The following is a 23,230-nucleotide window of genomic DNA, read 5'->3' on the forward strand; positions in this document are numbered from 1 at the left end:
CCATAAACCCCACCATAACCACCATGAAATTTTTGAATAAGCTAGGTCTTTCCATCGTTACTTTACTGCTGGTTATCGTCAGTATCGCATCGGCTAAAGACAAAATTGTAGTTGCCCAGGATGGCAGCGGCGATTACCGCACCGTGCAGGAAGCCGTTAACGCTGTGCCCGATCACTCCACAAAAACTGTTACCATCTTTATCAAGAACGGTACCTACAAAGAAAAGCTGACCGTTCCCGAGGGCAAAAACCATATCACTATGATTGGTGAGAGCCGCGATAAAACCATCCTTACTTATGATGATTTTGCCTCAAAGCCAGATGCCGCCGGCAAAAATATCGGTACATCAGGCTCATCAAGCGTTTTTATTTTTGGCGATGATTTTACCGCGGTAAACATCACATTCCAAAACTCAGCCGGACCGGTAGGCCAGGCCGTAGCCATGCGTGTTACCGGCACCAGGGCTTATTTCCAGAACTGCGCATTTCTGGGCTTTCAGGATACTTTGTATACCCATGGTTTCGGCACGGTGGAGTTTTACCGCGATTGTTATATTGAAGGTACCGTCGATTTTATTTTCGGCGCGGCTACTTCATGGTTCGAGAACTGCTCCATTTTCTGTAAAAAAGGCGGAGGTTATGCATCCGCCGCGGCTCAGCCAGACTCGGTTAAATATGGCTACGTATTTAACAATTGCCATCTGAGTGGCGATGCCGCTCCGCAGGCCTTTGCGCTTGGCCGCCCGTGGAGACCGTATGCCAAAACCGTATATATCAATTGCGATCTGGGCGACCGTATCAGCGCCAAAGGCTGGCAGGAATGGTCGAACGAGAAAGACCTGTCTACCACTTATTATGCCGAATACAAGAGCAAATCAACCGTAACGCCACAGCGCCCGGCATGGACACACCAGTTAACCGATGCCGAAGCTGCAGTTTATACGCCTGCCAATGTGTTGGGCGGTTGGGTGCCCAAAGTAGTTAAGCTGTAAAAGATTGTACATGATAACCTGGGCAGAATTGGTGTCTGCCCGGTTCAAAATAATGCAGGGAAGGCGTTGGTTAGTTAGTTACACTTTTCTGTGTTCCTCTTCAGGGGAGGGAGGGCATGCTGACCCGTGTCCTCAAAAAAGTAAGAGCCGCCCAATTGGGTGGCTCTTACTGTTATTAATACAATGGAATAGCCACCATGTCATTTCGACCAACGGGAGAACTACTCTCTTGAACGAAGTGAAAAAATCTTATCCCGCATGCTTTCTGATCCGGCGACTAATTGCACGTATAAGATTCCTCCTCACGCAACCGCACAATCCTGCCCCGGTTCGTTCGGAATGACAAGTGGGGTAGCACAGAAAGAGCCGCCCAATCGGGCGGCTCTTTCTGTGCATTTAAAGTTTAGATTATAGTAGAGTGATTGTTTTAGCAACAGTGCGTTTCTCCACCACACTCTTAGCATCCGGCTGGCTGCCGCCAACGCTCAGCTCCAGCTTTCCCGGGAGTTGTACCAGTTCGCCATCTGCGTTAACTACCGATAGATCGCTTACCGGAATGGTAAAGGCCACATCTTTAGTTTGACCGGCTTTGATAAACGTGCGCTCAAAACCTTTTAGCGCGCGGATGGCGGTACGTTGTTTCAGGCCTTTGTGGGTAAGGTAAAGCTCGGTTACCTCTTCGCCGTCGCGGGTGCTTTTGTTGGTTACTTTTACGTGTACCACCAGGTTTTGGCCCTTAGCGATGGTTGCAGGAGCGGTAACGTCACCGTACTCGAACTTGGAGAAGCTAAGACCATAGCCAAAGCCAAACAGCGGCGTACCTTTAAAGTAGCGGTAGGTGCGGTTGGCCATAGAGTAATCCTCAAAATCAGGCAAGTCTTTGTCAGACGCATAAAAAGTTACCGGTAAACGGCCTGCAGGGTTGTAATCGCCAAAAAGTACATCGGCAATGGCGGTACCCGCCGACTGGCCGCCATACCAGGCGTTAACAATGGCCGGCAGGTTCTGTGCTTCCCAAGGTGTAGCAACGGCCGATCCGGTCATCATCACAAATACCACCGGTTTGCCTGTGGCTTTCAGTGCTTTTAAAAACTCGGTTTGCAAGCCTGGCAGCAGGATGCTGGTTTTATCGCCGCCGTGGAAACCGGCTTTGTTCACTTTCATCTCTTCGCCTTCCAACTGCGGGGCAATGCCGCCAACGTACACAATTACATCGGCATCTTTTACCTTATCTATTGTTGATTGGAAGTTGAGGTTGGTGGTAGAGTCGGCCACAAAATCAACGCCTTTTTCATAAACCACCTCTGTGTTTTTACTCAGTTTTGATTTGATGCCTTCCAGCGCGGTAACTACGTGTGATGGGGTACCGTTATAGTTACCCAGTACACTTACGGCGTTGTCAGCATTTGGTCCCAGTACGGCAATCTTTTTCAGGCTTTTGCTGAGTGGCAAGGTGTTGTTGCTATTTTTCAGGAGTACGATAGATTGGTGTGCCATCTTTAGCGCCTGTGCAGTGTGTGCAGGTGCTTCCAACGCCTCTTTGCCAATGTTGTTATATTTCACCGCATCAGCCGGATCAAACATACCCAAACGGAAACGGGTCATGAATAGTCTTTTAAGTGATGTATTCAGTTGATCTTCACTTAGCTTCCCATTTTTAACCGCTTGCAATAGCGATAGATAGGTAACTTTGCCACACTCCACATCGGTGCCATGCAGAACTGCATCGGCAGCGGCGCTCTCGGCATCAGGCTGGGCAAGGTGACCATTCTTTTTGTAGAAATCATCGATACCGCCACAATCTGATGTTACGTAGCCTTTAAAGCTCCATTTGTTGCGCAAAATGTTGGTCATCAATAAATCGCTGCCGCAGCAGGGCTGGCCTTTCAACGCATTGTAGGCACACATTACACCGGCCACTTTAGCGTCAACCACCAGCTTGCGGAAGGCTGGCAGGTAAGTATCCCACAGGTCATAATCACTTACATCGGTATTGAATTTGTGGCGTAGTTCTTCCGGGCCTGAGTGCACTGCATAGTGCTTGGCGCAACCGGCTGCTTTTAAATATTTAGGGTCGTTACCCTGTAAGCCCAGTACAAAAGAGCGACCGATCTCGCCGGTCAGATATGGGTCTTCCCCATAAGTTTCCTGTCCGCGGCCCCAGCGTGGGTCTCTGAATATGTTGATGTTGGGTGTCCAGTAAGTCAGGCCTAGGTAAATGCCGTGCTTATCATCTTTAATGCTCTGGTTATAAATGGCTCTGCCTTCATCGGCCGTGTAATCGGCCATGGTATGGATAGAGTTACGATCCCAGGTAGCGGCCATGGCAATAGCCTGCGGGTAAACCGTCACCTTAAACGGTGTGCGCGCTACGCCATGCAAACACTCGTTCCACCAGTTATAGGCGGGTACACCCAGGCGGGGGATGGCCGGTGCCGAGTTGAGCATCTGGCCCACTTTTTCTTCCAGCGTCATGCGGCTAACCAGATCGTTAACGCGCTGCTCCATGCTTAACGCGGGATCTTGAAAAGGGTAATCAAAATGATGACGGGCTCCTTTAAATCCCGTAAACAGGGCCACTGTTAGCAAAGCGGCACTAATTGGCGCAAGAATTTTTCTCATCGTATGAATAGGACTAATTCGGTTGATTGGTTATTGATGCACGCAATTTCAATCTTTTATTTTAAAAATGCAATCGATTGCATAAAATATATTTTGGCCTGAAAGATGATGCTATTAGAGCGAGAAGATAAGGCACGTTTGGGTCGATGATGTTTTTAAAAGATGCATCATCAAAAGATGGTCGGGATAAAATAGTCACCATGTCATGCTGAGGAACGAAGCATCTCTGAGGACCGTCCTCTAGGCTTGGTCACAGAGATGCTTCACTATCGTTCAGCATGACATGGTGAATAGATTAAATTATATCAGTACTAATACTTCTCGTCCATGTGCCAATTGGCCGCAATGCGCTGCGCCTCTTTACGGGTAATCAAAATAACCGCCGGGTGTTTGGGGATGGCAAAATTACTGGCCTTCATTACGCCCTCGTTAAAGTGCCCCAGATCTGTAAAGTGAACAAAATCAGACGTCTCGCTGAAACCGAAGTTTTGCGGTTTAATGCCGTAGATATCATAGATCAGCACCCACTTGTTTTGACCAATGCGTTTAAAAATGTTGGGTGCCTCGCAGCCATGTTTTTCAGGGTCAACCCAGTCTGGGTTATACTGATAGCCGGTATTAACCGAATCTGATATGGCCTGTTTGATGCCGGCCGTACCATCGTGTGAGCAATAGAACATGTGATACTTGTTGCCCACCTTGGTTATATCAGCGTCAATATATTCGGTGCCTGCTTTAGGGTATTCAAATATGGGCTTTGGCTGGGTTTCCATACGGGTAAAATCCTTATCCATGTAAGTGTAGTACACTTTGTTTTTGCCGTTGCCAAAGCGCATGGTAAAGTAAAGCATGGTTTGCTTGCGGGTGTCGTCATAGATCATTTCAGGTGCCCAGGCACAGCCAATGTCTGCCAGTTCTGGGAAGGCTTTGTCAACCCTCAGCACGGTGTGCGACCAGTGCACCAGATCCGGCGATTTGAGCAGGACCAGTCCGCGGTTGTTGCCCCAGCCATATTGCGCACCATCGCGTTCCCACTGGGTAGTGCGGTAACCGGCTTGCTGGCCGTAAATGTGCAGATCGGTCAGCGCCATATAAAACCAGCCGGTTTGTGGGTCGCGGTAAATGTAGGGGTCGCGGATGCCTTTCTGCTCGGCAATGGTATCGCCGGCAATAATAGGTTTGGCCCGGTTTACATCGGTAAAGGTGTAGCCGTCTTTGCTCAACGCAAAGTATAGGCCATGGGTGTCGTCTTTAAAGTAAACCATCAGGTAAGCGCCCATGTCTTTCTCTTTGGGCACTTTGATCTTCTTTTGCGCGTTTGCACTTATGGCAAAGCAGGCAAACAGCAAACCGGTAATTAATATTTTAGTTCGATGCATTTTTGTTGAGTTAGCAACTATAAGAAAAGCAAACTTTGTCATTGCGAGCAGGGCTGTGGTTAGGACTTAGCGCGAAGCAACCTCGTCGCACGGGATGAATAAAATCCCCTCTTGAGAGGGGGCGCGTTAACGGTGCGGTTGCAGGGGTGTGTCATTTCGCACGTATAAAGGACACACCCCTCCACCCCTCTCAAGAGGGGAATCGCACAATTCCAACGCTTCTTTTTATTCAATGACAAAATGTTTTTGATTTATTAAAAATGGAACGGCGTGGCCTTAAAGTAAACCTTGTAATTTTTCACCATGCCATTGGGTTTTTTATCAGAGCGCGGCAGATACCTGAAACCTTTAACGGCTACGTTTTCGCCCAGATCCAGCACAAACTGGTGTGGCTGCGCGGGTGATGCCCCGGTAGAGCGGCTTTGCCAGAAGGTAGACTCCTGCGAGTCAAAAACCTTATCGGCAGTGCTGTTGCTGGCAATGGTTTCTTCGCTATCGGCATAAATCACTTTCCATTTAAGTGAAGAGATAGATTTGCCGTCGGCGCCGGTCAGCTCAATTTCTGCAACGGTGGTGAGCGGGTCCCCCGGTTTTTGGGCGCTCAACGCTTCAAAGCAGAGATAGCGACCAGTGTAAGCTTTATCAAAACTTACTTCTTTCCAACCATCCCCGGCAGGGAATTCGCCCTGATTGATAACGTTTTCTTTACTCAGATCAAGGTTTTGATCTTTACGACGATGCGATAGTGATTCATCAGGATTGATCTTATCCAGAATTGGCTGTTTTAAGCCGGCCATAGTGGTTTGTGTTGGTTTATCTACATCCAGCACAATTACTTCGTTCTGGCCTTTCTTTAGCCATACCCCAGGCGCAAACATAGTTTGCTGCGGACCGATTTTCCAGAACCGGCCCAGGTTATGGCCATTTAACCAAACCATGCCTTTGCCCCACGTGCTCATATCCAGAAAAGTATCACCCGTTTCTGTCAGCGTGAAAGTACCGCGATGCCAGGCTGGTCCGTTGGTTTTCTTCGGAGTAAAAGCGTGCTGTTTTTGAAAAGCATAATCAACCGGGAAATTATAAACGCTCCAGTTTTCAAGCGATGTAGTTTTGTTGCCATCGGTTAGTTCAACCTTTTCGGTGATCCCTTTGCGGTCAATGATCGCTTTACCATAGTTTACGCGGCCAGTAGCCTCAACCAATATATCCAGTTGTGCGTTGGCCGGTGTGGCAGGTATCTCTAATGTATTATCACCACGACGGCGGTCCAAAATGCCTACTTGTTTGCCGTTGATAAACACGTTGGCCCAATCGTGCACCTCGGTAATCACCAGTTTTCTTTTGTTTGGAGATGCCGGGATGCTGGTGCGATACAAAATTCGTCCCCAACCCTGATCAAAGGCCTCCATTGGTTTGATCTGCTGACTTTTCTTAACCGCAGGAAGATTATCAAATAACGATGCCGTTTCATTTAACGAAAATGCAGGTATTTCGATCACCGGTTTTTCGGCAGGAGGGTCTGGCAGGGTTTCGCCCTCATTCAAATAGTTTTTCAGCAGGTTGCGTACCGCCCAAAACTTATCGGTGATGTTACCCTGCTCGCCTATAGGCGCATTATAATCATAAGACGCCACCATGGCCGAATACGGCGGAGAATTAGCGCCACCCCACTGACCGAAAGATGTACCGCCATGCGCCATGTACAAACTGAAGGAAATCTTCTTATCGCACATATCTTTCAAACTGCCTATGAAGCTTTCAATCGAACGCGTTTCATGTGGGCGACCAAAATGGTCAAACCACCCCGTCCAGTACTCGCTGCACATCAATGGGGCTTCGGGATATACCTCCTGGAATTTTTTAAACTGATTATCAATGTTAGAACCCGCACCAAAGTTGAGCGTGGTAGCCACACCATCAAGCTTGTACTTGGTAAAGTTTGACGACCAATCGCAGCGGAACAGCTGCACTTTATCAAAGCCCGCGCCGCGCACGGCATCGCGTATGGCTTCCATATAAGCCTGATCGCCGCCGTAGGCACCATACTCATTCTCTACCTGCACCATAATAATGTTGCCCCCGTTCTGGATTTGCAGCGGTGCCAGTTGACCCGCTGCGGCTTTGAGGAATTGTTTGGTGCGATCCATAAAATACGGATCGGCCAGGGTGCGTACCTGCAGGTCGGGCTTTTTGAGCAGCCACCAGGGCAGCCCGCCCATTTCCCACTCGGCGCAAACATAAGGGCCGGGGCGTACCATACAGTACATGCCATTCTTTTGAATGAGTTTTACAAAGGCCGCCACATCATTCTGACCGGTAAAATCAAAAACGCCGGGCTGTTGCTCATGCAGGTTCCAGAACAGGTAAATGCAAATGGTGTTCATGCCCATGGCCTTGCACTCCTGTATGCGGTGCTCCCAATACTCGCGCGGGATGCGGGCATAATGCAGCTCTGCCGCCCTGATCACGAATGGCTTGCCATTCAGCAGAAACTGCTTGTTGCCGAGGGTAAACGTTCCGCCGGGTTGCTGGGCGTGGAGTGATGTACTGATCATGCCGATGCAGAGCATCAACAAGATCAGTAGTTTATTCATAAATGATCTGGCCATAATTACTGCGCTTTAAGCTGTATTACGGTAATAGAATATGGTGCAAACACCCGGTTGAAGTTTTTGCCCAAGCCGGTAATGTTAGCCGATGCCGGTACAATCTTTTCAGGATCTTTAATGGTATTGGTATCTTCCGGATGGTCGCCTTTCAAAGTTGTTATCGTACCTGATGACGCAATTTTAGCAGCGCCGTTGATGGCAATATCTACTGCTTGCGCTGTGCTGGCCGTATTCACCACCTTAATAAAAATGCTGCCGGTTTTAGTGTCCTTAGTAACGGCATAGAACAAGGTAGGGATAATGGCTTTTTTAGGCAGACTGCGCACATTGGTGCTGTCTTGTTTACCGGCTTTTTTTGTAGGGATGTTGGTGGCTACAACTGGTACCACTTGGTTGCCCAGATTATTGCTGAACATTTTTTGCGCATGGTATGATGGTGAGCCATAGCTGTTCAAGGCGTCGTAACCAATCAGGTCAGATCCCCATTGCCAGGCGCGGGGCAGCTCCTCTGTTTTTTCGTTTACGTTGACAAACAACGGCGCATAGCACGACATTTTGATCAGATCGGCGTTGCGCTCCATACCGGTCATCCATGCGGCATCGCCCAGAGCGGCGTTCATGTTGGTGGTTGGTGCGCCCTCGCGGGTTGCCCATTCGCCTACAAATATTTTGGCACCGTTGCGGTCATAGCTATCGTATTGATCAGCGTTTTCTTCCATCTGCCAGGCCGTGCGGTAGTAATGCTCATCAACCAGGTCATAGCGCGATGTTGGCGCCGGGATGCGTGAGCCTAAACCATCCTTGCCGCCTACGGTCGAGATCAGTTTTAACTGCGGATATTTGGCACGGATGGCGGCGGCAAATTGATCAAACCGCTGGCTGTAGCTTTTTGCACGGTCAAAGCCGTCTTCGTTACCAATCTCTACAAATTGCAGTTTAAACGGCGCCGGGTGGCCGTCTTTAATACGTCTTGCACCCCAAACGGTGTTAGCGCCGCCGGTAACGTATTCAATTTCTTCCAGGGCTTCGTCAATGTAAGGTTTCAGCAGCGGACCGGGTGGCACAAAATCGCCTTTGAGCGAGTAGCCGGCATATACTGCCAGTACGGGCTCGATCTTCAGATCTTCGCACCATTCCAGAAATTCCAGCAGGCCCATACCGTCAGACGCGCGGTAACTCCAGCAGCCTGGATGACCCGGGCGTTCTTCCAGCGGACCTAAAGTAGTTTTCCAGGGGAAACGGGTGGTAAAGTAATCGCCCTCTAAAAAATTACCGCCAGGCAAACGCAGAAAGCTTGGTTTCATGGCGCCCATCATCTGCATCAAATCAGGGCGGTTGCCGTTAGTACGGTTATTGAAAGTAGGAGGGAACAATGATACCAGGTTAAAGAAGTAGGTGCCGGTGCGATCTGTAGTAATTACAAAGCGGGCATCTTTGGTAGGCTTAATGCCTGCGGCGGTGTTGAGCGTTAGCTGGTACTTTTGCCAGTAACCTTTCTCTATAGTTACCTTGCCTGATGCAAAAACGGTTTTGCCGTCATTGCTTTCTAACGATACGGTTAGCGGACCAGCAGCATTATCATCGCATTTGGCATAAAAAGAGGCGCGGTAAGCTGTTGATGGTTTAACGGGAATGCCCCAAAAACCCTCGTTGGCAATACCCACGCGACCGGCCGTTTCTACTGTTAGTTTCAGACAGGTGGTCAACGCATCATTAATGGCATTGCGCCCCTGATCTGCCGGTACGTTGTGCTCGTTTGCGCCAATCAGCATAATGTTGCCTTTGCCGCCGGCATCTTGTACGGTGCTCCAGCCTTCGGGCTTGTCGGCGTTGTCTTTAAATACACGGTTACGGATCAGCTCGGCATACAAGCCGCCGTCATAAGAGTGGTTAATTTCCTCGGTCATCAGTCCATAAAAAGTTGGACTAACCGCTGCTCCGGGCTTATCAAGTTGAAGTGTTAGGGCAGGAGTTTGTGCCTGCACATTTACCCAACCCGTTAGCGCGCACGCCAGCAGGGTAAAGAAAATAGGTTTACGCATGTTTGGTCTAATTTGGTTTCGAGTACTAATATAAAGTGTCAAAACCACATTTAAAAAACTGATGCGTATTTATTTACAGATTGTTACATAGCTGAACTTAACAAAGTTTAAAACGAACGGAAGTTTGGGCGACTGATTAAGGGCGAGAACGACCAGGGAATAGAAGTAAAGATGATGAATAAAGCGATGCTGAACCAGACGGCCATGGTTTTAAATTTTTCCAGATCGGTAGGCTTTCTTTTGGCTTTTGCCGAGCCGATGGTGATAAGGATGATTGCCGTCAGCATCATGGTTACGTGTTCCATCCCGAAGAAACGGATATCGCGAATAACCACAGCCTCCTTAAAGTGATGCAGAAAATAATCAACAATTGGGCTGATGAAATATAGGGTGATGCCTAACAATAACTGGATGTGGGCGATGGTGGCGGTAATCCAACGCAGGCGTTCATCGGCCAAAGTATAAGGCTGATGCTTTAGCCAGCCCCGGTATGCCCTGATGATGGCGATAATTAAACTGGCCAGTACAAACCAGCGGACAAGCGAGTGCAGGGCAAGCAGAGTTGGATACATAACGTCGAGGCTTTAAACAAACCGACGAATATCGGGCAAAAACATTTTAAAGGGATGGGAAAAAAACAATGTTTCCTTAAAGATGTCATGCTGAGGAACGAAGCATCTCTGAGGACAGGTCATCAAGACGGTCCTTAGAGATGCTTCGTTCCTCAGCATGACATGTCGGCTATTTATGCCTTCGCGCGCCCTTCGACGAGGCTCAGGATGACACCTGGCGCTTTTTGTTATAAAGATCCCTCCTTGGGGAGGGGTACGTAAGGTAAGAGCGATGGTAGGGAGGGGTTTAGTCGCTTTGTTAAACCCCTCCCTACACACTCCCAGGGGAGGAAATCGCGCGTTTCCCGCGCTTTTTATTGCCGGTTGCAGCTCATTTAAAAGCCTTATGCATAAAAGAATTAATGTCCGTCACCACATCATCAAACCATGGACGGTACAAACAGAAGGAGTGTGGCGTATCTTTAAAGTTGACGATCTCTGTATAAATATGTTTCTCATCCATCGCCTTTTTAAATACGTCGCGACCGGCGTGCATGCGTTCCAGATTGCTGTTGAGGAACAGGAAAGGCACCTTGTTTTGATCGGTATAAGTTAGCGGACTGGCCTGTGCCCATAAATCTAAACGCTCGGTGCGCGGGTAGCCTATCCACCAGGCCGAGTAGCTTACGGTTTGAAGGTTCTTGGTTTCCTGCGCGTCGGGAGATACAAATGAAAGCGTGCCGTCAATATCAATCACCGCCTGCACATCGCTGGAGTGTGACTGGTTGCAATTATTGCCGGGGAACACGTTCGTGCCTGAGGTAACGCCCACCAGCGCCGCAATTTGCCCGCCTGCTGAGAAACCCAGTACCGCCATCTTGTTGGTATCTACCTTAAACTTTTTACCCTGAGCGCGTACCCATTTAATGGCCGATTTAATATCATTTAAAGGAGCCGGATATATGGCTTCGGTGGAGAGACGATACTCTACCGTAAAACAAGCATAACCCAGCGCTGCCAGATGCTGCGCCAGTGGGATATGCTGGGTACGGTTGCCCGAGCGCCAGCCACCGCCATGCACCATAATAATGGCAGGCACGGCTTTCAGTTTTGATTTGGCAGGGATGAAGGCATCGATGTGTAAAGCCCGGTTGCCTATTTGACAATACACCAGGTTGCGGCTTTCTTTGACGCTTGTTGTCGGGCTATCGGGCACCATTTTGATGAACGGATAGACCTTCAGGTTTTTCTGAAAATCGCTATAGGTGGTGTAAGAGGTATCGGGCACGTTGGTAATCCTGGCGGCAGGCTGGGCCAATGCAGCGCCGGTGCATAGCACCAATAGTAGCAGGCAGTTAATCAGCTTTCTCATAGGTTTAAATATGGTGAAATAATACTACAAAAACGTCATTGCGAGGAATGAAGCAATCTCTGCGGATGCTAATCGGATATGCATGTCCGACTGTCCTTTACAGAGATTGCTTCGTTCCTCGCAATGACGTCAGGGTTGTTTTGTGATTCGATCTGCGCTACTTAGTAAGTGCTGCATCCTTATGCACAATCTTATCAGCCAGTGCCAGGTGCTGTGCTTTAATCTCGTTCAATACAATCTCCGCCATTAAGCGGGCACCGTACTCATTAAAATGGGTGTTGTCATGGCGGCCAACCGGATAGTTGGGATGCTCTGCGGAGTCCAGTTCCATAAACAGCAGTTTAGATCTGTCCGGTCCTAATTGCTGGTACAGGGCGCGGCTTTTGGCGTCCAGATCAATAACGGGTACCTGATATTGTTTGCCTACATCAAATACGGCTTGCGTATATTCTACGTGTGTTTCTTTGGCATTACCATCCTTATCAAAATTACGGCGGCTCACCGGGGTTACCAGAATAGGGATCGCATTTTTCTGGCGTGACTCGGTAATGAATTTGATGAGGTTGGTTTTATAGTCGGGCACCGGGGTGTAGCGGGCGGCAAATTGTGGCTCTTTGGCTTCATCGTTGTGACCAAATTGCATAATCACATAGTCGCCGGGTTGCAGGCTGTCTGCAATGGGTTGCCAGCGGTTTTCTTCTAAAAAAGTGCGGGTGCTCCGGCCGCCTTTGGCCCGGTTGTCTATGGTTACGGTTGGATCAAAATAATCGGCAAACGGCATCCCCCAGCCGGTTATTGGGAACTGGCGCGTGCCGTACAGGCACATGGTAGAGTCGCCAATCATATAGATCTTGGTTTTGCGCGGGGGAAGGCTGAAGGCCAGCAACGCCAGTAAACCTGTGGCGGCCAAAAGGCCAAAACGATATTTTTTCATTGGGGTATTTTATTTAATGCCAAGGTGTGATACTACAATGCGGCTGGCCAGTTCAAGATTTAGTGTTTTGATGTCTTTCAATACAATTTCGGCCATTTTTCGGGCACCCAGTTCGCTGAAATGGGTATTGTCTGATTGTCCGTTCGGGTAGTTTGGGTTTTCACCCGGCTTTACGTAGTTGAATAACATTTTAGAATCATCGGGCCCAAATTTCTGGATTAGCTCCATGCTCTCCTTATCCAGATCAATCAGCGGAACCTGTTGGGCTGATGCCACCTGGCGCACAATGGCTGCATATTCCTCGTGCGTGTCTTTCACGTTGCCCGTACCATCGAAAGAACGGCGGGCCACGGGAGTAATCAATATCGGGTTGGCGCCTTTGTCGCGAGTTTCTTTAATCATGCGTTCCAGGTTGGCCTGATAATCGGCTTTGGGCGTGTAGGTGGTTTTGGTAGGTACTTCATCGTTATGGCCGAATTGAATCAGCACATAGTCGCCGGTGTGCAGGCTGTCTGTGATAGATTTCCAGATGCCTTCGTCAATAAATGATTTGGTGCTGCGGCCGTTCTTTGCCTTGTTATCTACGCGTACTGTGGTGTCAAAAAAAGCATTGAAAGGCATGCCCCAGCCGGTCTCGGGCCGTGCGCTGATGGCTTTGTTAGCCATGGTTGAGTCGCCGGCCAGGTAAACCGTAATTTTGCCCGGCTGCAAGGTAAATGCCGCAGAAAGCGAGGCAATGAGCGCAGTTGCCACCACAAAGGGAAGTCGTTTTTTATCTCTCATTTTTAATATAAAAGGGGTATTGTAATTGGTAGCGTAAATGTAAAAAAAGCCGGAGATCAGTTAATGATCTCCGGCTAAGATGTTACATACGGTTAGTAACCGTAATCTTGTGTCAGCACGCCTCCACTGGCGTTGATCTGGTTAATGTAGATTGGGTAAAGCTCGCTATGGTTGGTTTTAAACGAGCTGGCAAATACGGTGGTAAACGTAGAGTTGATACCGCTATAACTAATCCAGCTTACCTTTGCGGTGTTGGCCGGTGTGGCAGTTGGCGCTGGTTTATAAACCGAGTTGGCAAACATGCGCGAGTCATCATAAGTATTGAGGTTACTGCCGTTGAATACGGTTGGCAGCGTGGTCCAGTAATACAATGAGGTAGGCAGGGTGCCGGTCATCGAATAGCTTGGCGGCGGCGCCATATAGCTTGGTGCAGCCATTGGTAACTGGGTGGTTGCACCAAAGTTGGCCAGGTTGTTTTTTGTTTCGTTAATGGCAGTGGTCAGTAAATTCCAGCGGATCAGATCATATTTCCTGATGCCTTCGTTGCCAAACTCCAGGTAACGCTCTTTCACCAGGAATTTGAAGAAGCCATCGTGATCCGTCGGGATGGTTGGCACCAGCGCCGCGTTACCGCCGTGACCGCGTTTATCTACCTCGGCAACTGCGGCCACATCCGCGGCAGAGGCGCCGTTGTTCAGCTCGTTATCGGCTTCGGCATACATCAGCAGCACGTCAGAGAAACGGATCAGGATCCAGTTGATGCCCGAGTTAAGGGTAGCCAAGGTAGGGTTAACCGGATTTGACCACCAATCGCGGCGGAACTTGCCGTCATATACCACGTTAATGTTGTGTGCCTGCACGCTCTTACCGTCGGTTTTTATTTCATACGGAGCGGCGGTTACATCACGGCGCACATCGGTCGAGTCAAAATAATAATAATAATTGGGCAGTACCGACAATGAGCCACCGCCCGCGCCGGCAAAGCGGGTACCGTTGTAAATACCTATACGTCCGTCTGTGCTACCGGTGTTACCACCTTCGGCAATCTGGAAGAGAAACTCGCCATTAGGCTCGTTAGCGTTACGGCCGCATACATAGGTTTGCCACAAGGCCTTATAGCTTGGGTTCAAAGTATGCTGATCGCGACGGGCCATAATATCGGCACACTCGTCGCGCGCTATTTTGTAGTAAGTCAGGTAATCAGGGCGGCGCTCCATTTGGTTGGTGGCACGGCGCAGAGAGTAGCCGCCACGGAATAGTGCTATCCTGGCGCGCAGCGCTTTAACGGCGCCTTTGGTAATACGCTCATCGGCACCATCGCCTAAAGCGCCTATCTCGGTGCGCCATGGCACTAGGTCTTCGGCGGTTTTCAGATCGCTCAGGATGTGGTTATAGATTGTATCACGATCTGTTTTTGGTAAGAACAAGTTAGATTGCTCTGCCGATGGTGTCCACTGTGCAGGCACATCACCCCAGATTTTAACCAGGTCAAAATAAAACTGGGCACGTAGGGTGAGCGCTTCGCCCAGTAATCGTTTCAGCTCGCCTTTTTCCTGGGTGGTACCGGTGTTGTTGAGCGACATTTTCGGCAATTGCTCAATACAGATATTCGCACGCTCAATGCCCGAGTATTGGTTGGCAAAGGCCGATGCAATGCCACCGTTAGTGCTCAGGATGTTGTAGTGGGCCAAATCGCGGCGCTCGCCATCGGCAGTACCGCTGGCGCCCATCATCTCGTCAGAGTCATACGGATAGTATCCGCTAAAATAAAGACCGTAAGAGTTCTGGCCCGAAAGGTTATTGTAAACGCCAATTACGGCTGCCTTGGCATAAGGCAAGTTGCTGAAAACATAATCCTGACTGAAAGAAGATACCGGGTCTGGCGACAGGTACTTTTTGCAGGAGGTGAGCCCGGTTGCCGCAATAACAGCAGCGATGGCAGCCCGGGTAAGTTGACGATATATGCTATTTTTCATGATGATACCTTAATTAGAATGAAACATTTATACCAGCCACATACATGCGCGAGCGAGGGAAGGCAGAGTAATCTGCCCCGGCAGTAACCGGCGAAGAACGCCTGGTGCTTACGTCAGGATCATAACCTGAGTAACCTGTAATGGTGGCAATGTTGTTGCCGGTAACAAACACACGCAGGTTAGATACCGCAAACTTTTTGCTGATGCGCGATGGCAGCGTATAGCCCAGCGTAATGGTGTTGATACGCAGGAACGAGCCATTCTCCAGCGCGAAGGTTTGGTTGTTATCCCACTCAATGCCTTGTACCGGAATCCAGTATTTGGCGTTGGCGTTGAGCGCCTGCAAAACATCTGGCGATGCACCAATGGCGCCGGTAGTTGCGCTGGCGTATTGTACCTGTGCGCCGGTGGCAGGGTTAACCGTACGGTAACGATCGTTGAAGATTGATAGCAGGTTGGCGCCGTTAGAGTAGGTGCTGGTGAACTCCAGTTTGTTGTAGTTGGCCACTTTGCCACCATAAGAGAAGTTAAAGAATACACTGGCATCAAAACCTTTCCATGAAAAGTTTTGCCCGAAACCGCCAATGGCACGTGGCAGGGCATGACCAATAACAGTAAAGTCTGCAGTAGTGATCTTGCCGTCGCCGTTTACATCCACAAATTTCTGGGTGCCCGGCTGGATGGTGGTTGAAGTGATGCCAGAAACCGGTACGCCCGCTTTAAGCGTGTATTTGGTGGTAGCAAAAGGATAGGTAGGGTTACTGTATGGTTGGGCATCAAAGTCTGATACTTTGTAGTAGCCATCGTTAATTAAACCGTAGAAGGTGCCCACCTCATCACCCACTTTAACCAGGTAATCTGCCGGTTGTTGTGAAGTGTTGAAGTAACCAGAGTTAACGGTGAATGATTGCTGAGAGCCCAGGCTTTTAATGATGTTTTTGTTCCATGAGATGTTGAACGAGCCTGTCCAGCGGAAATCTTTACGCTGCATAATGGTACCATTCAGCTGAATCTCCATACCGGTGTTCTGGGTAGCGCCCACGTTCTGGAACTGGCTGCCGTAACCAGAGTTAACCGGGATAACGTTATTGAGCAACAGGTTGCTGGTGCTGTTGCGGTAAACATCTACCGTTAACTGTAACCTGCCTTTAAAGAAGGCTGCGTCCACACCAATATTGCGCGAGATCTGCGACTCCCACTGCAGGTTTGGATTACCCAGGCCCGCGGTTGAAGCGCCAAAGATGAACAAGTCATTTAAATAATAAGAGCGACCCGGAGCAAAGAAATTGCCGAATGAGTAGGGCGAAATACGGTTGTTACCCACAGAGCCGTAGCTGACGCGCAGTTTCAGGTCTGATACCAGGTTCTGCGATTTCATAAAGTTCTCGTCCGAGATGCGCCATGCAGCCGAGGCCGATGGGAAGTAGCCCCATTTATGCAATGGCCCAAACACCGAGCTGCCATCAGCCCGTAAGTTGAAGGTGGCCAAATATTTGCCCGCATAATTGTAGCTGGCGCGGGAGAAGAGCGAGAAGTTATGAATAGGTACTTCTGACACCGTTGGCGGCTGCACGGTTTGGGCAAGGCTGTAATTGGCAAAAGCCTGGTCTGGCGAGGTGCCGATAGGGAAGTTGCGCAGGTCAAGACCATTGGTCCAGGTGTAGGTTTGGTATAACTCGCTACCTACCAACAGGTCAATACCATGTTTAGAGCCAAAGATGGATTGATTGTTATAATCAATGGTATTGGAGTTGTTGATGGTGCGGATGTTGTTGTTAGCCACCAGAATTAATGGTTGCTTACCGCCGGTAGTACGCGCGTTATAAGTAACGGTATCATCAAAAGAACGGCTGTTGGTGTTGTTATAGTCAATAGCCGCAACGGAGCGGATAGTTACGTTTTTGATGATGTTGAAATTGAGGTACGCATTAAGATCAAGCACGTTGTTTGATTTTTTGCGGTACTGCTGCTGCAACTCCTTCAGTGGGTTGATGAGCGACAGGCCATTACCTGCGGTAGCGGTAGCTTCGGCTGCATCATAATAATCAAGCGATTGGCCGTCTTGCTGAATAGGCACATAACGCACAATCTGGCGCAGGTTGTTGGTGCCGGCGCCGCCGGCATCGGTAGTGCCCTGGCCGTCAAGCACGTTGTTATTGTAGCGTACGTTAAAACCAATTTTTAGCTTTTGGCTGGCCTGATGGTCAAACCTGAAGTTGATGATGCCCCTTTTATATTCGGTGTATTGTAAAATACCCTGCTGATCGTTATAGGTACCACTTAAATTGTACTGGGTTTGCTCGGTACCGCCGTTTACGCTTATGTTGTGCGTTTGTTGTAAGGCATTACGACCGAACATCACCTTCTGCCAATCTACAAACGGGGTGTTCTGGTAACTCAGCACCTTGCTGTATGGGTCGCTGTTGTGTACAAAGCGGGTAATGAACGTGGTATCGTTAGTAAACTTTGAGCGCTCATACTGGTACTCCACAAAGTCAAACGGTTTCATCATGTCTAGCTCTTTGGGCAGTTTCTGTATGGCAAAGCTGTTGTTGTAGTTTACAGAAGTTTTGCCGTTGGTGTTTTTACCGCCTTTGGTGGTGATAATTACCACACCGTTAGATCCACGCGCACCATAAATAGAGGTTGATGCAGCATCTTTCAGAACGTCAATGCTGGCTATGTCTTGCGGTGAGAGTACGCTCAGCGCGTTATCTACCTGTACCCCGTCAACAATATAAAGGGGACTACCGCTTTGGGTAATTGAAGTACGGCCGCGGATGTAGATATCAGCAGGTGCACCCGGCTGACCGTCGGCCACGGTAACCTGCACACCGGCCAGCTTGCCTTGCAGGGCTTCGGCGGCTGAGAGGGTAGGGTTATCACGCAGGTCTTTATCGGTTACAGATGATACCGCACCAACCAGGTCCCGGCGACGCACGGTTTGGTAACCAATGGCCACCACCTCATTAAGCAGGGTAGCATCGGGCTGCAGGCTAATATTGATTTGGCTCTGGCTGCCAACGGCTACTTCTTTGGCTTTGTAGCCCACAAATGAAAACACCAGCACCGAATGTGTGCCGGGAACCGACAGGTGATAGGTACCATCACCCCCAGTGGAGGTGGCAATGGGGGTCCCTTTAACTTTTACGCTGGCACTGGGCAGCGGCTGGCCGGTTTCGTCGGTTACTTTACCGCCAACTGTTTTGGTTTGCGCCCATGCTGAGCATAGAAAGAACAGCATGAAAAGTTGTAGTAAAACTTTTTTCATAATTGTACTTGGATTTTGATCCGTACACAATTGACCCTTTGATCAATCAATGCAGGACAGGTTATAAATAATTGGTTACCGTGCTTCTTAGAGAAATGAGCACGAAACAAACATAGACAGGAAGGGCTGCCGGGAGGGTTTAAAATTCGGGCAAATGGGTTTAAAATTCAGGCAAAAACGGCCTACAGCTGCGTAGAGCGCGCTTCCTGACTTTTTTTGAGGTAATCTGAAGGCGTAAGCTGGTAGTAATCTTTAAAGCAGGTGCTGAAGTATTTTGCGTTGTTAAAACCTACCGAATAGGCAATTTCGGCAATGTTATGTTCGCCGGCATCCATGAGTTGGCCGGCGCGTTTCAGTCGCATTTCGCGCACAAACTCTACCGGCGGCTGGCCGGTCAGGCTTTTAAATTTGCGGTAGAAGGTGGAGCGACCCATGTTCATGGAATCGGCCACGTTATCAATGTTAAAGTCAGGGTCGGTCATGCCTTCCTCTACCACCTGGATGATCTTTTTAAGAAACTGCTGATCCTGCGTGGTAATGGTAATCTCGCTGGGCGACAAATCAACCTGCGTCTTTTCGCCGGTAACCAACTGTTTAAATAGCTGCCTGCGCTGTTTGATCAGGTTATCAATAGCCACCATCAAAAAATCGTTATGGAAAGGCTTGGTGATGTAATAATCGGCCCCGTATTTCAAACCCTCAATCTGGCTTTCTATAGAAAACTTGGCCGATAGAATAACCACCGGGATGTGGCTGGTCTGCATATCGTTCTTCAACTTATCCAGCATGGTAATGCCGTCCATCTCGGGCATCATCACGTCGCTTAGGATCAGGTCGGGTAAAAGCGTTTTGGCTTTGGTCAACCCATCAAGACCGTTAACGGCTACTGCCACCCGGTAAAACTCGGCCAATTGAAAACTCAGGAATGAGCGTAATTCCTGATGGTCTTCTACCAGCAGCACCAATGGCTTATCGCCTGAGGTGTCTGGCGCCGGAGCAGGCAGTTGCGTACTGATATCGGCAGTCAACTCATGGCGGGGCTCTGAAAACTCAGGTTCATCGGCAAAAATTACTTTGTCTGCATCAAAATGGGCGCTGCCCTGTAATAAGGTGATGGTGACGGTCAATCCACCAAGGGCGTTGTTGTGTGCGGCAATTTGTCCATGATGCAGTTCTACAAACTCTTTACACAACGCCAGGCCAATACCTGTGCCTTTGGCGTGCTTGCTATCGGTATGCTGACCTTCATAATATAGTTCAAAAATATCCTTCAGCTGATCTTCCGGAACGCCTTTGCCTTCATCTGTAACGGCAATAGCTAACTGTCCATCGGGTTGCCCGCTGATGCGAACGGTAATGGTTTTATCCGGCGGACTAAACTTAAACGCGTTAGACAGCAGGTTGTAGATCACTATATCCAGCTTATCGGCATCTATCCAGGCGCGCTGCAGGTCGTCATCAGCAATGACTTGCAGGTTGATGCGTTTCTCGGCGGCGGCATCATTAAAATATTCGCTTATCTTTTTTACAAAGGCCTTGATATCCACTTGCGAGATATGCAGCACGGCCTTGCCGCTCTGTACCTTGCGCAGGTCAAGCAGCTGGTTAATAAAGTAAACCATGCGCCGCGCATTTTTGCGCACCACCTGGATGTGGGCCGATGCCTCGTTAGATAATCGCTCTTTCTTAAAAATTTCCTCGATAGGGTTGAGGATGAGCGTCAACGGGGTGCGCAACTCGTGCGAAACATTGGTGAAGAAGTTCATCTTCAGGTCGGCCAGTTTTTTCTCTACAGCTACCCGTTGGCGCAGGCGCAACATGGTAAAGGCAATACGGCGTGCTATCTCGCCCGCTATGATCAGGATGATGAGGTAGCAAAGATAAGCCCACCAAGTTTTCCACCAGGGTGGGGTAATGTGGATGGACAAGCTTTTGTAAGGCTCTGTGGTATACAAACCCGTGTTTACGCATTTGACCTCCAGCTCATAATTGCCCGGTGGCAAGTTGGTGTAAACCACCCGGCGCAGGCCTTTGTTAATGTGCCAGCTATCGTCAAAATTGCGCAGGCGATACGCATATTCCAGCCGGTCATTAGAGCGGAAATCCAGCGTGGCAAAATCAAGGCCAACAATGTTCTGGTTATACTTTAGGTTGATGCTGCTGGTTTCATTAATATTGTTTTGAAGGATATGGGTAGCATCGCCCGCGGCAATATCAGCATTGTTTACCTGTAAGTTGGTAAACACCATTTTGGCAGCAATTTTTGGCGCCGCCAGCTGCACAGGGTTAAAATAAGTAAACCCGTTAATGCAGCCAAAAGCCAACCACCCGTTAGCCAGCAGGGTAACAGAAGCTTCGGAAAAACCCGAACCCGGAAGCCCGTCAACCGAGTCATAGTTTTTAAACTTGCCGGTGGATGGGGTAAAGCAGCTCAGGCCATTTTCGGTAGCCAGCCACAGGCGACTTTGCTGATCTTCAATACAGCTCAAAACATAATCGTTAGACAAGCCGCTGGCCGTTATGAATATCTTGAATTTTAATGATTTTGATGGATCATCGCCAATGGCCTCATTCAATCCGCCGCCGGCGGTGGCAATCCACATGCGGCCGCTTTTGGCTTGGTAAATGTATTGCACATCGTTATTGCCCAGGCTCTCCAAATTACCGGGCACCCTGGTGTAGGCAGTAAACCGCAGTTGATCTAATGCTTTAGGGATGGGCTGGGTAACCAGCAGGCCATCGGTAGTTGCAATCCATAGCCGCCCGGCGCGGTCTTCCTGCAGGTGCCGTATTTTTCTAAAGGTTGATCTTGGATAGTTTTTAAACGTGTTGGCATCATTCAAAAAAACTGGCTTTCCGTTACGGGTAACCAACAAGTTCAGGCCATTCTCATAGGTGGCTACCCAAATCCTTTTGGCGCTGTCTTCAAATACATCATAAATGATATTACTGTTCAGGCTGTACGGATCATTTTTATCCTGTTCAAAGTGGGTTAATCTATACGTGGTTTGGCCGGCATCAACCGGTTCGGCTTTATAAAGACCTTTGCCTTTGGTGCCCAACCACATGTTGCCCTGCGTGTCTTGAATAATTTTGTAGATCACTCCCAGACCATCAGCCGGTAAATTATTGTAAGTGATTTTTTGCTCAATGCCCGATTTATAGACAAATAGACTGCCCGATCTTGACGCCGCCCACACCCGGCCGAGCCGATCGCTACCAATGCCCCTGATCTCGTTATCCCACCGGATGGTACTATGTGGCGCCACCAGTTGATGACGAAAGTTATCGGGTTCTACCACCACCTTATCCAACCCCTTATCATCCGGACTAAACCACAGGATGCCCGATGGGTCTGCGTACGCACAAATTACAATGTTTGAAAAACGCTTGTCGCTGGTGCCCGGCTTGTTGTAAAAATATTCAACGCTGTCTTTTTCGGCGTTGTAATAGCCAAAGCCGCCGTTTTCCATGCTCACCCACAGCAATCCGTTTTTATCCTCGGTTAGCCTGAAAAAGTGGGAGGCATTTTTATAATCGGCATCAATAACCTGCTCAAAATATTTAAAGGCACGCTTTGCGGGATCGAACTTTAAGATGCCTTTGTTTTCGGGTGCTATCCACAGCAGGCCCCTCCGGTCTTCATACATGGCACGTAGTGAGCCTGGTCTGGGGCTTTTAAAACTGCTCACTTGCATGGTGTTGCGATCAACAGCCACCAGTTCGCCGCTTTGAGTTGTCAGGTAAATGTTGTTGTTGTGCTGTGCTTCAAAAATCCGGTTTACAGATGATTTAGCTGCCTTTACTCGGGTAAACAACTTGGTTGTTTTATCAAGGCAAAAAAGATCGCCCGTGGCCGATGCCATCCAGGTTTTATATTGCGTGCCTGCTATGGCAGTTATAGTTTGTCCCGGCGGACCGTGTAGTGTGGCGTCCACCTCAACTTTTTGCCCGTTTCTGCGCAGGCAGCATACCCCGGCGGTAGTACTCAGCCAAACATTGGCATCGTGGTCCTCATAAAAATAGGTCATCTCGTTTGATGGCAAGCGATAGGCTGGCGCTGAAGTTGTAGCGAACCAGATATAATGAGGATGAGGAGCGTCAGGATCGGGGATAAGATAGATGCCGTTGTCGGCAGTGGTTAGCCAGATCTGCCCGGTATGACTGAGGAAAATCCTGCTAAAAGAAACAGCAACGTTGGTTCCCGGCTTTTTAATATCTATCGCCAGAAACTGTTCTTTGGCTTTATCAAAACGGTAGATGCGATTATCATAGGGCCGTAGCCACAGGTAGCCCTGTTTGTCTTCCACCATTTCCTGGATGCGGTCGTTCTGCAGGCTGGAGGTGTCGCCAGGTCTTGATTTGTAGACAATGAAGTTATGTCCGTCAAACCTGTTCAATCCGTTCCAGGTGCCAAACCACATAAAGCCATCGCGGTCTTTGAGCATGCAGTTGATACGGTTGTGCGAAAGCCCGTCTTCGGCAGAGTAATGCACAATCTTGCATTTGAGCTGCGCATAAACCGGCACCCAAAACAATAGACATAATAATAGACCGTGAATAACTTTAGCAGGCCTTAACATTGGTTTATAAAAGACAGGACCAAATATAAATGCTTTTACCAATAAGCAGCCAGATTAACAACGTATTTACCAGAGTTGTACGAAGTATAATTTTAATGTTACAAAGGCGATGAATA

General features: G+C 48.9%; 12 protein-coding genes. 1 reads left to right on the forward strand and 11 read right to left on the reverse strand.

Annotated elements, in window-relative coordinates; genetic code table 11:
* Positions 1-23: 23 nt before the first annotated feature.
* Entirely contained in the window at positions 24-992 is a 969-nt protein-coding gene (locus ABZR88_RS02125; RefSeq protein WP_107829041.1) for a pectinesterase family protein, read from the forward strand.
* A 408-nt stretch (positions 993-1,400) separates the two neighbouring features.
* On the opposite strand, the gene ABZR88_RS02130 is transcribed toward ABZR88_RS02125, so the two are convergent.
* The 11 genes from ABZR88_RS02130 to ABZR88_RS02180 form a co-directional block, all read right to left on the reverse strand.
* Positions 1,401-3,614: a glycoside hydrolase family 3 C-terminal domain-containing protein gene (locus ABZR88_RS02130; protein WP_107829040.1), complete on the reverse strand. Its 2,214-nt coding sequence runs from the start codon at positions 3,612-3,614 to the stop codon at positions 1,401-1,403.
* 311 nt (positions 3,615-3,925) lie between these two features.
* Positions 3,926-4,993, reverse strand: a complete 1,068-nt coding sequence (locus ABZR88_RS02135; RefSeq protein ID WP_107829039.1) for a glycoside hydrolase family 43 protein — start codon at positions 4,991-4,993, stop codon at positions 3,926-3,928.
* Positions 4,994-5,247: 254 nt separating this feature from the next.
* Positions 5,248-7,602: a beta-galactosidase gene (locus ABZR88_RS02140; RefSeq protein ID WP_211309825.1), complete on the reverse strand. Its 2,355-nt coding sequence runs from the start codon at positions 7,600-7,602 to the stop codon at positions 5,248-5,250.
* Between the two features lie 2 nt (positions 7,603-7,604).
* Positions 7,605-9,644, reverse strand: a complete 2,040-nt coding sequence (locus ABZR88_RS02145; protein WP_107829038.1) for an alpha-L-arabinofuranosidase C-terminal domain-containing protein — start codon at positions 9,642-9,644, stop codon at positions 7,605-7,607.
* A 107-nt stretch (positions 9,645-9,751) separates the two neighbouring features.
* Positions 9,752-10,216 carry a hypothetical protein gene (locus ABZR88_RS02150; RefSeq protein WP_107829037.1) on the reverse strand — a complete coding sequence of 155 codons (465 nt, stop codon included), beginning with the start codon at positions 10,214-10,216 and terminating at the stop codon, positions 9,752-9,754.
* Positions 10,217-10,586: 370 nt separating this feature from the next.
* A complete protein-coding gene (locus ABZR88_RS02155) occupies positions 10,587-11,567 on the reverse strand; it encodes an alpha/beta hydrolase (protein ID WP_107829036.1) in 981 nt (326 codons plus the stop codon).
* A gap of 157 nt (positions 11,568-11,724) precedes the next feature.
* Positions 11,725-12,501 carry a rhamnogalacturonan acetylesterase gene (locus ABZR88_RS02160; protein WP_107829035.1) on the reverse strand — a complete coding sequence of 259 codons (777 nt, stop codon included), beginning with the start codon at positions 12,499-12,501 and terminating at the stop codon, positions 11,725-11,727.
* A 9-nt stretch (positions 12,502-12,510) separates the two neighbouring features.
* Complete coding sequence (locus tag ABZR88_RS02165; RefSeq protein ID WP_107829034.1) at positions 12,511-13,284, reverse strand: rhamnogalacturonan acetylesterase; 774 nt, start codon at positions 13,282-13,284, stop codon at positions 12,511-12,513.
* A gap of 92 nt (positions 13,285-13,376) precedes the next feature.
* Complete coding sequence (locus ABZR88_RS02170) at positions 13,377-15,260, reverse strand: RagB/SusD family nutrient uptake outer membrane protein (protein ID WP_107829033.1); 1,884 nt, start codon at positions 15,258-15,260, stop codon at positions 13,377-13,379.
* A 13-nt stretch (positions 15,261-15,273) separates the two neighbouring features.
* Entirely contained in the window at positions 15,274-18,531 is a 3,258-nt protein-coding gene (locus ABZR88_RS02175; protein ID WP_107829032.1) for a TonB-dependent receptor, read from the reverse strand.
* A 182-nt stretch (positions 18,532-18,713) separates the two neighbouring features.
* Positions 18,714-23,114 (reverse strand): two-component regulator propeller domain-containing protein, encoded by a 4,401-nt coding sequence (locus ABZR88_RS02180; RefSeq protein WP_107829031.1) that lies wholly within the window; start codon positions 23,112-23,114, stop codon positions 18,714-18,716.
* Between the last annotated feature and the right edge of the window lie 116 nt (positions 23,115-23,230).

The sequence above is a fragment of the Mucilaginibacter yixingensis genome, from assembly GCF_041080815.1.
GTDB classification, from domain to species: domain Bacteria; phylum Bacteroidota; class Bacteroidia; order Sphingobacteriales; family Sphingobacteriaceae; genus Mucilaginibacter; species Mucilaginibacter yixingensis.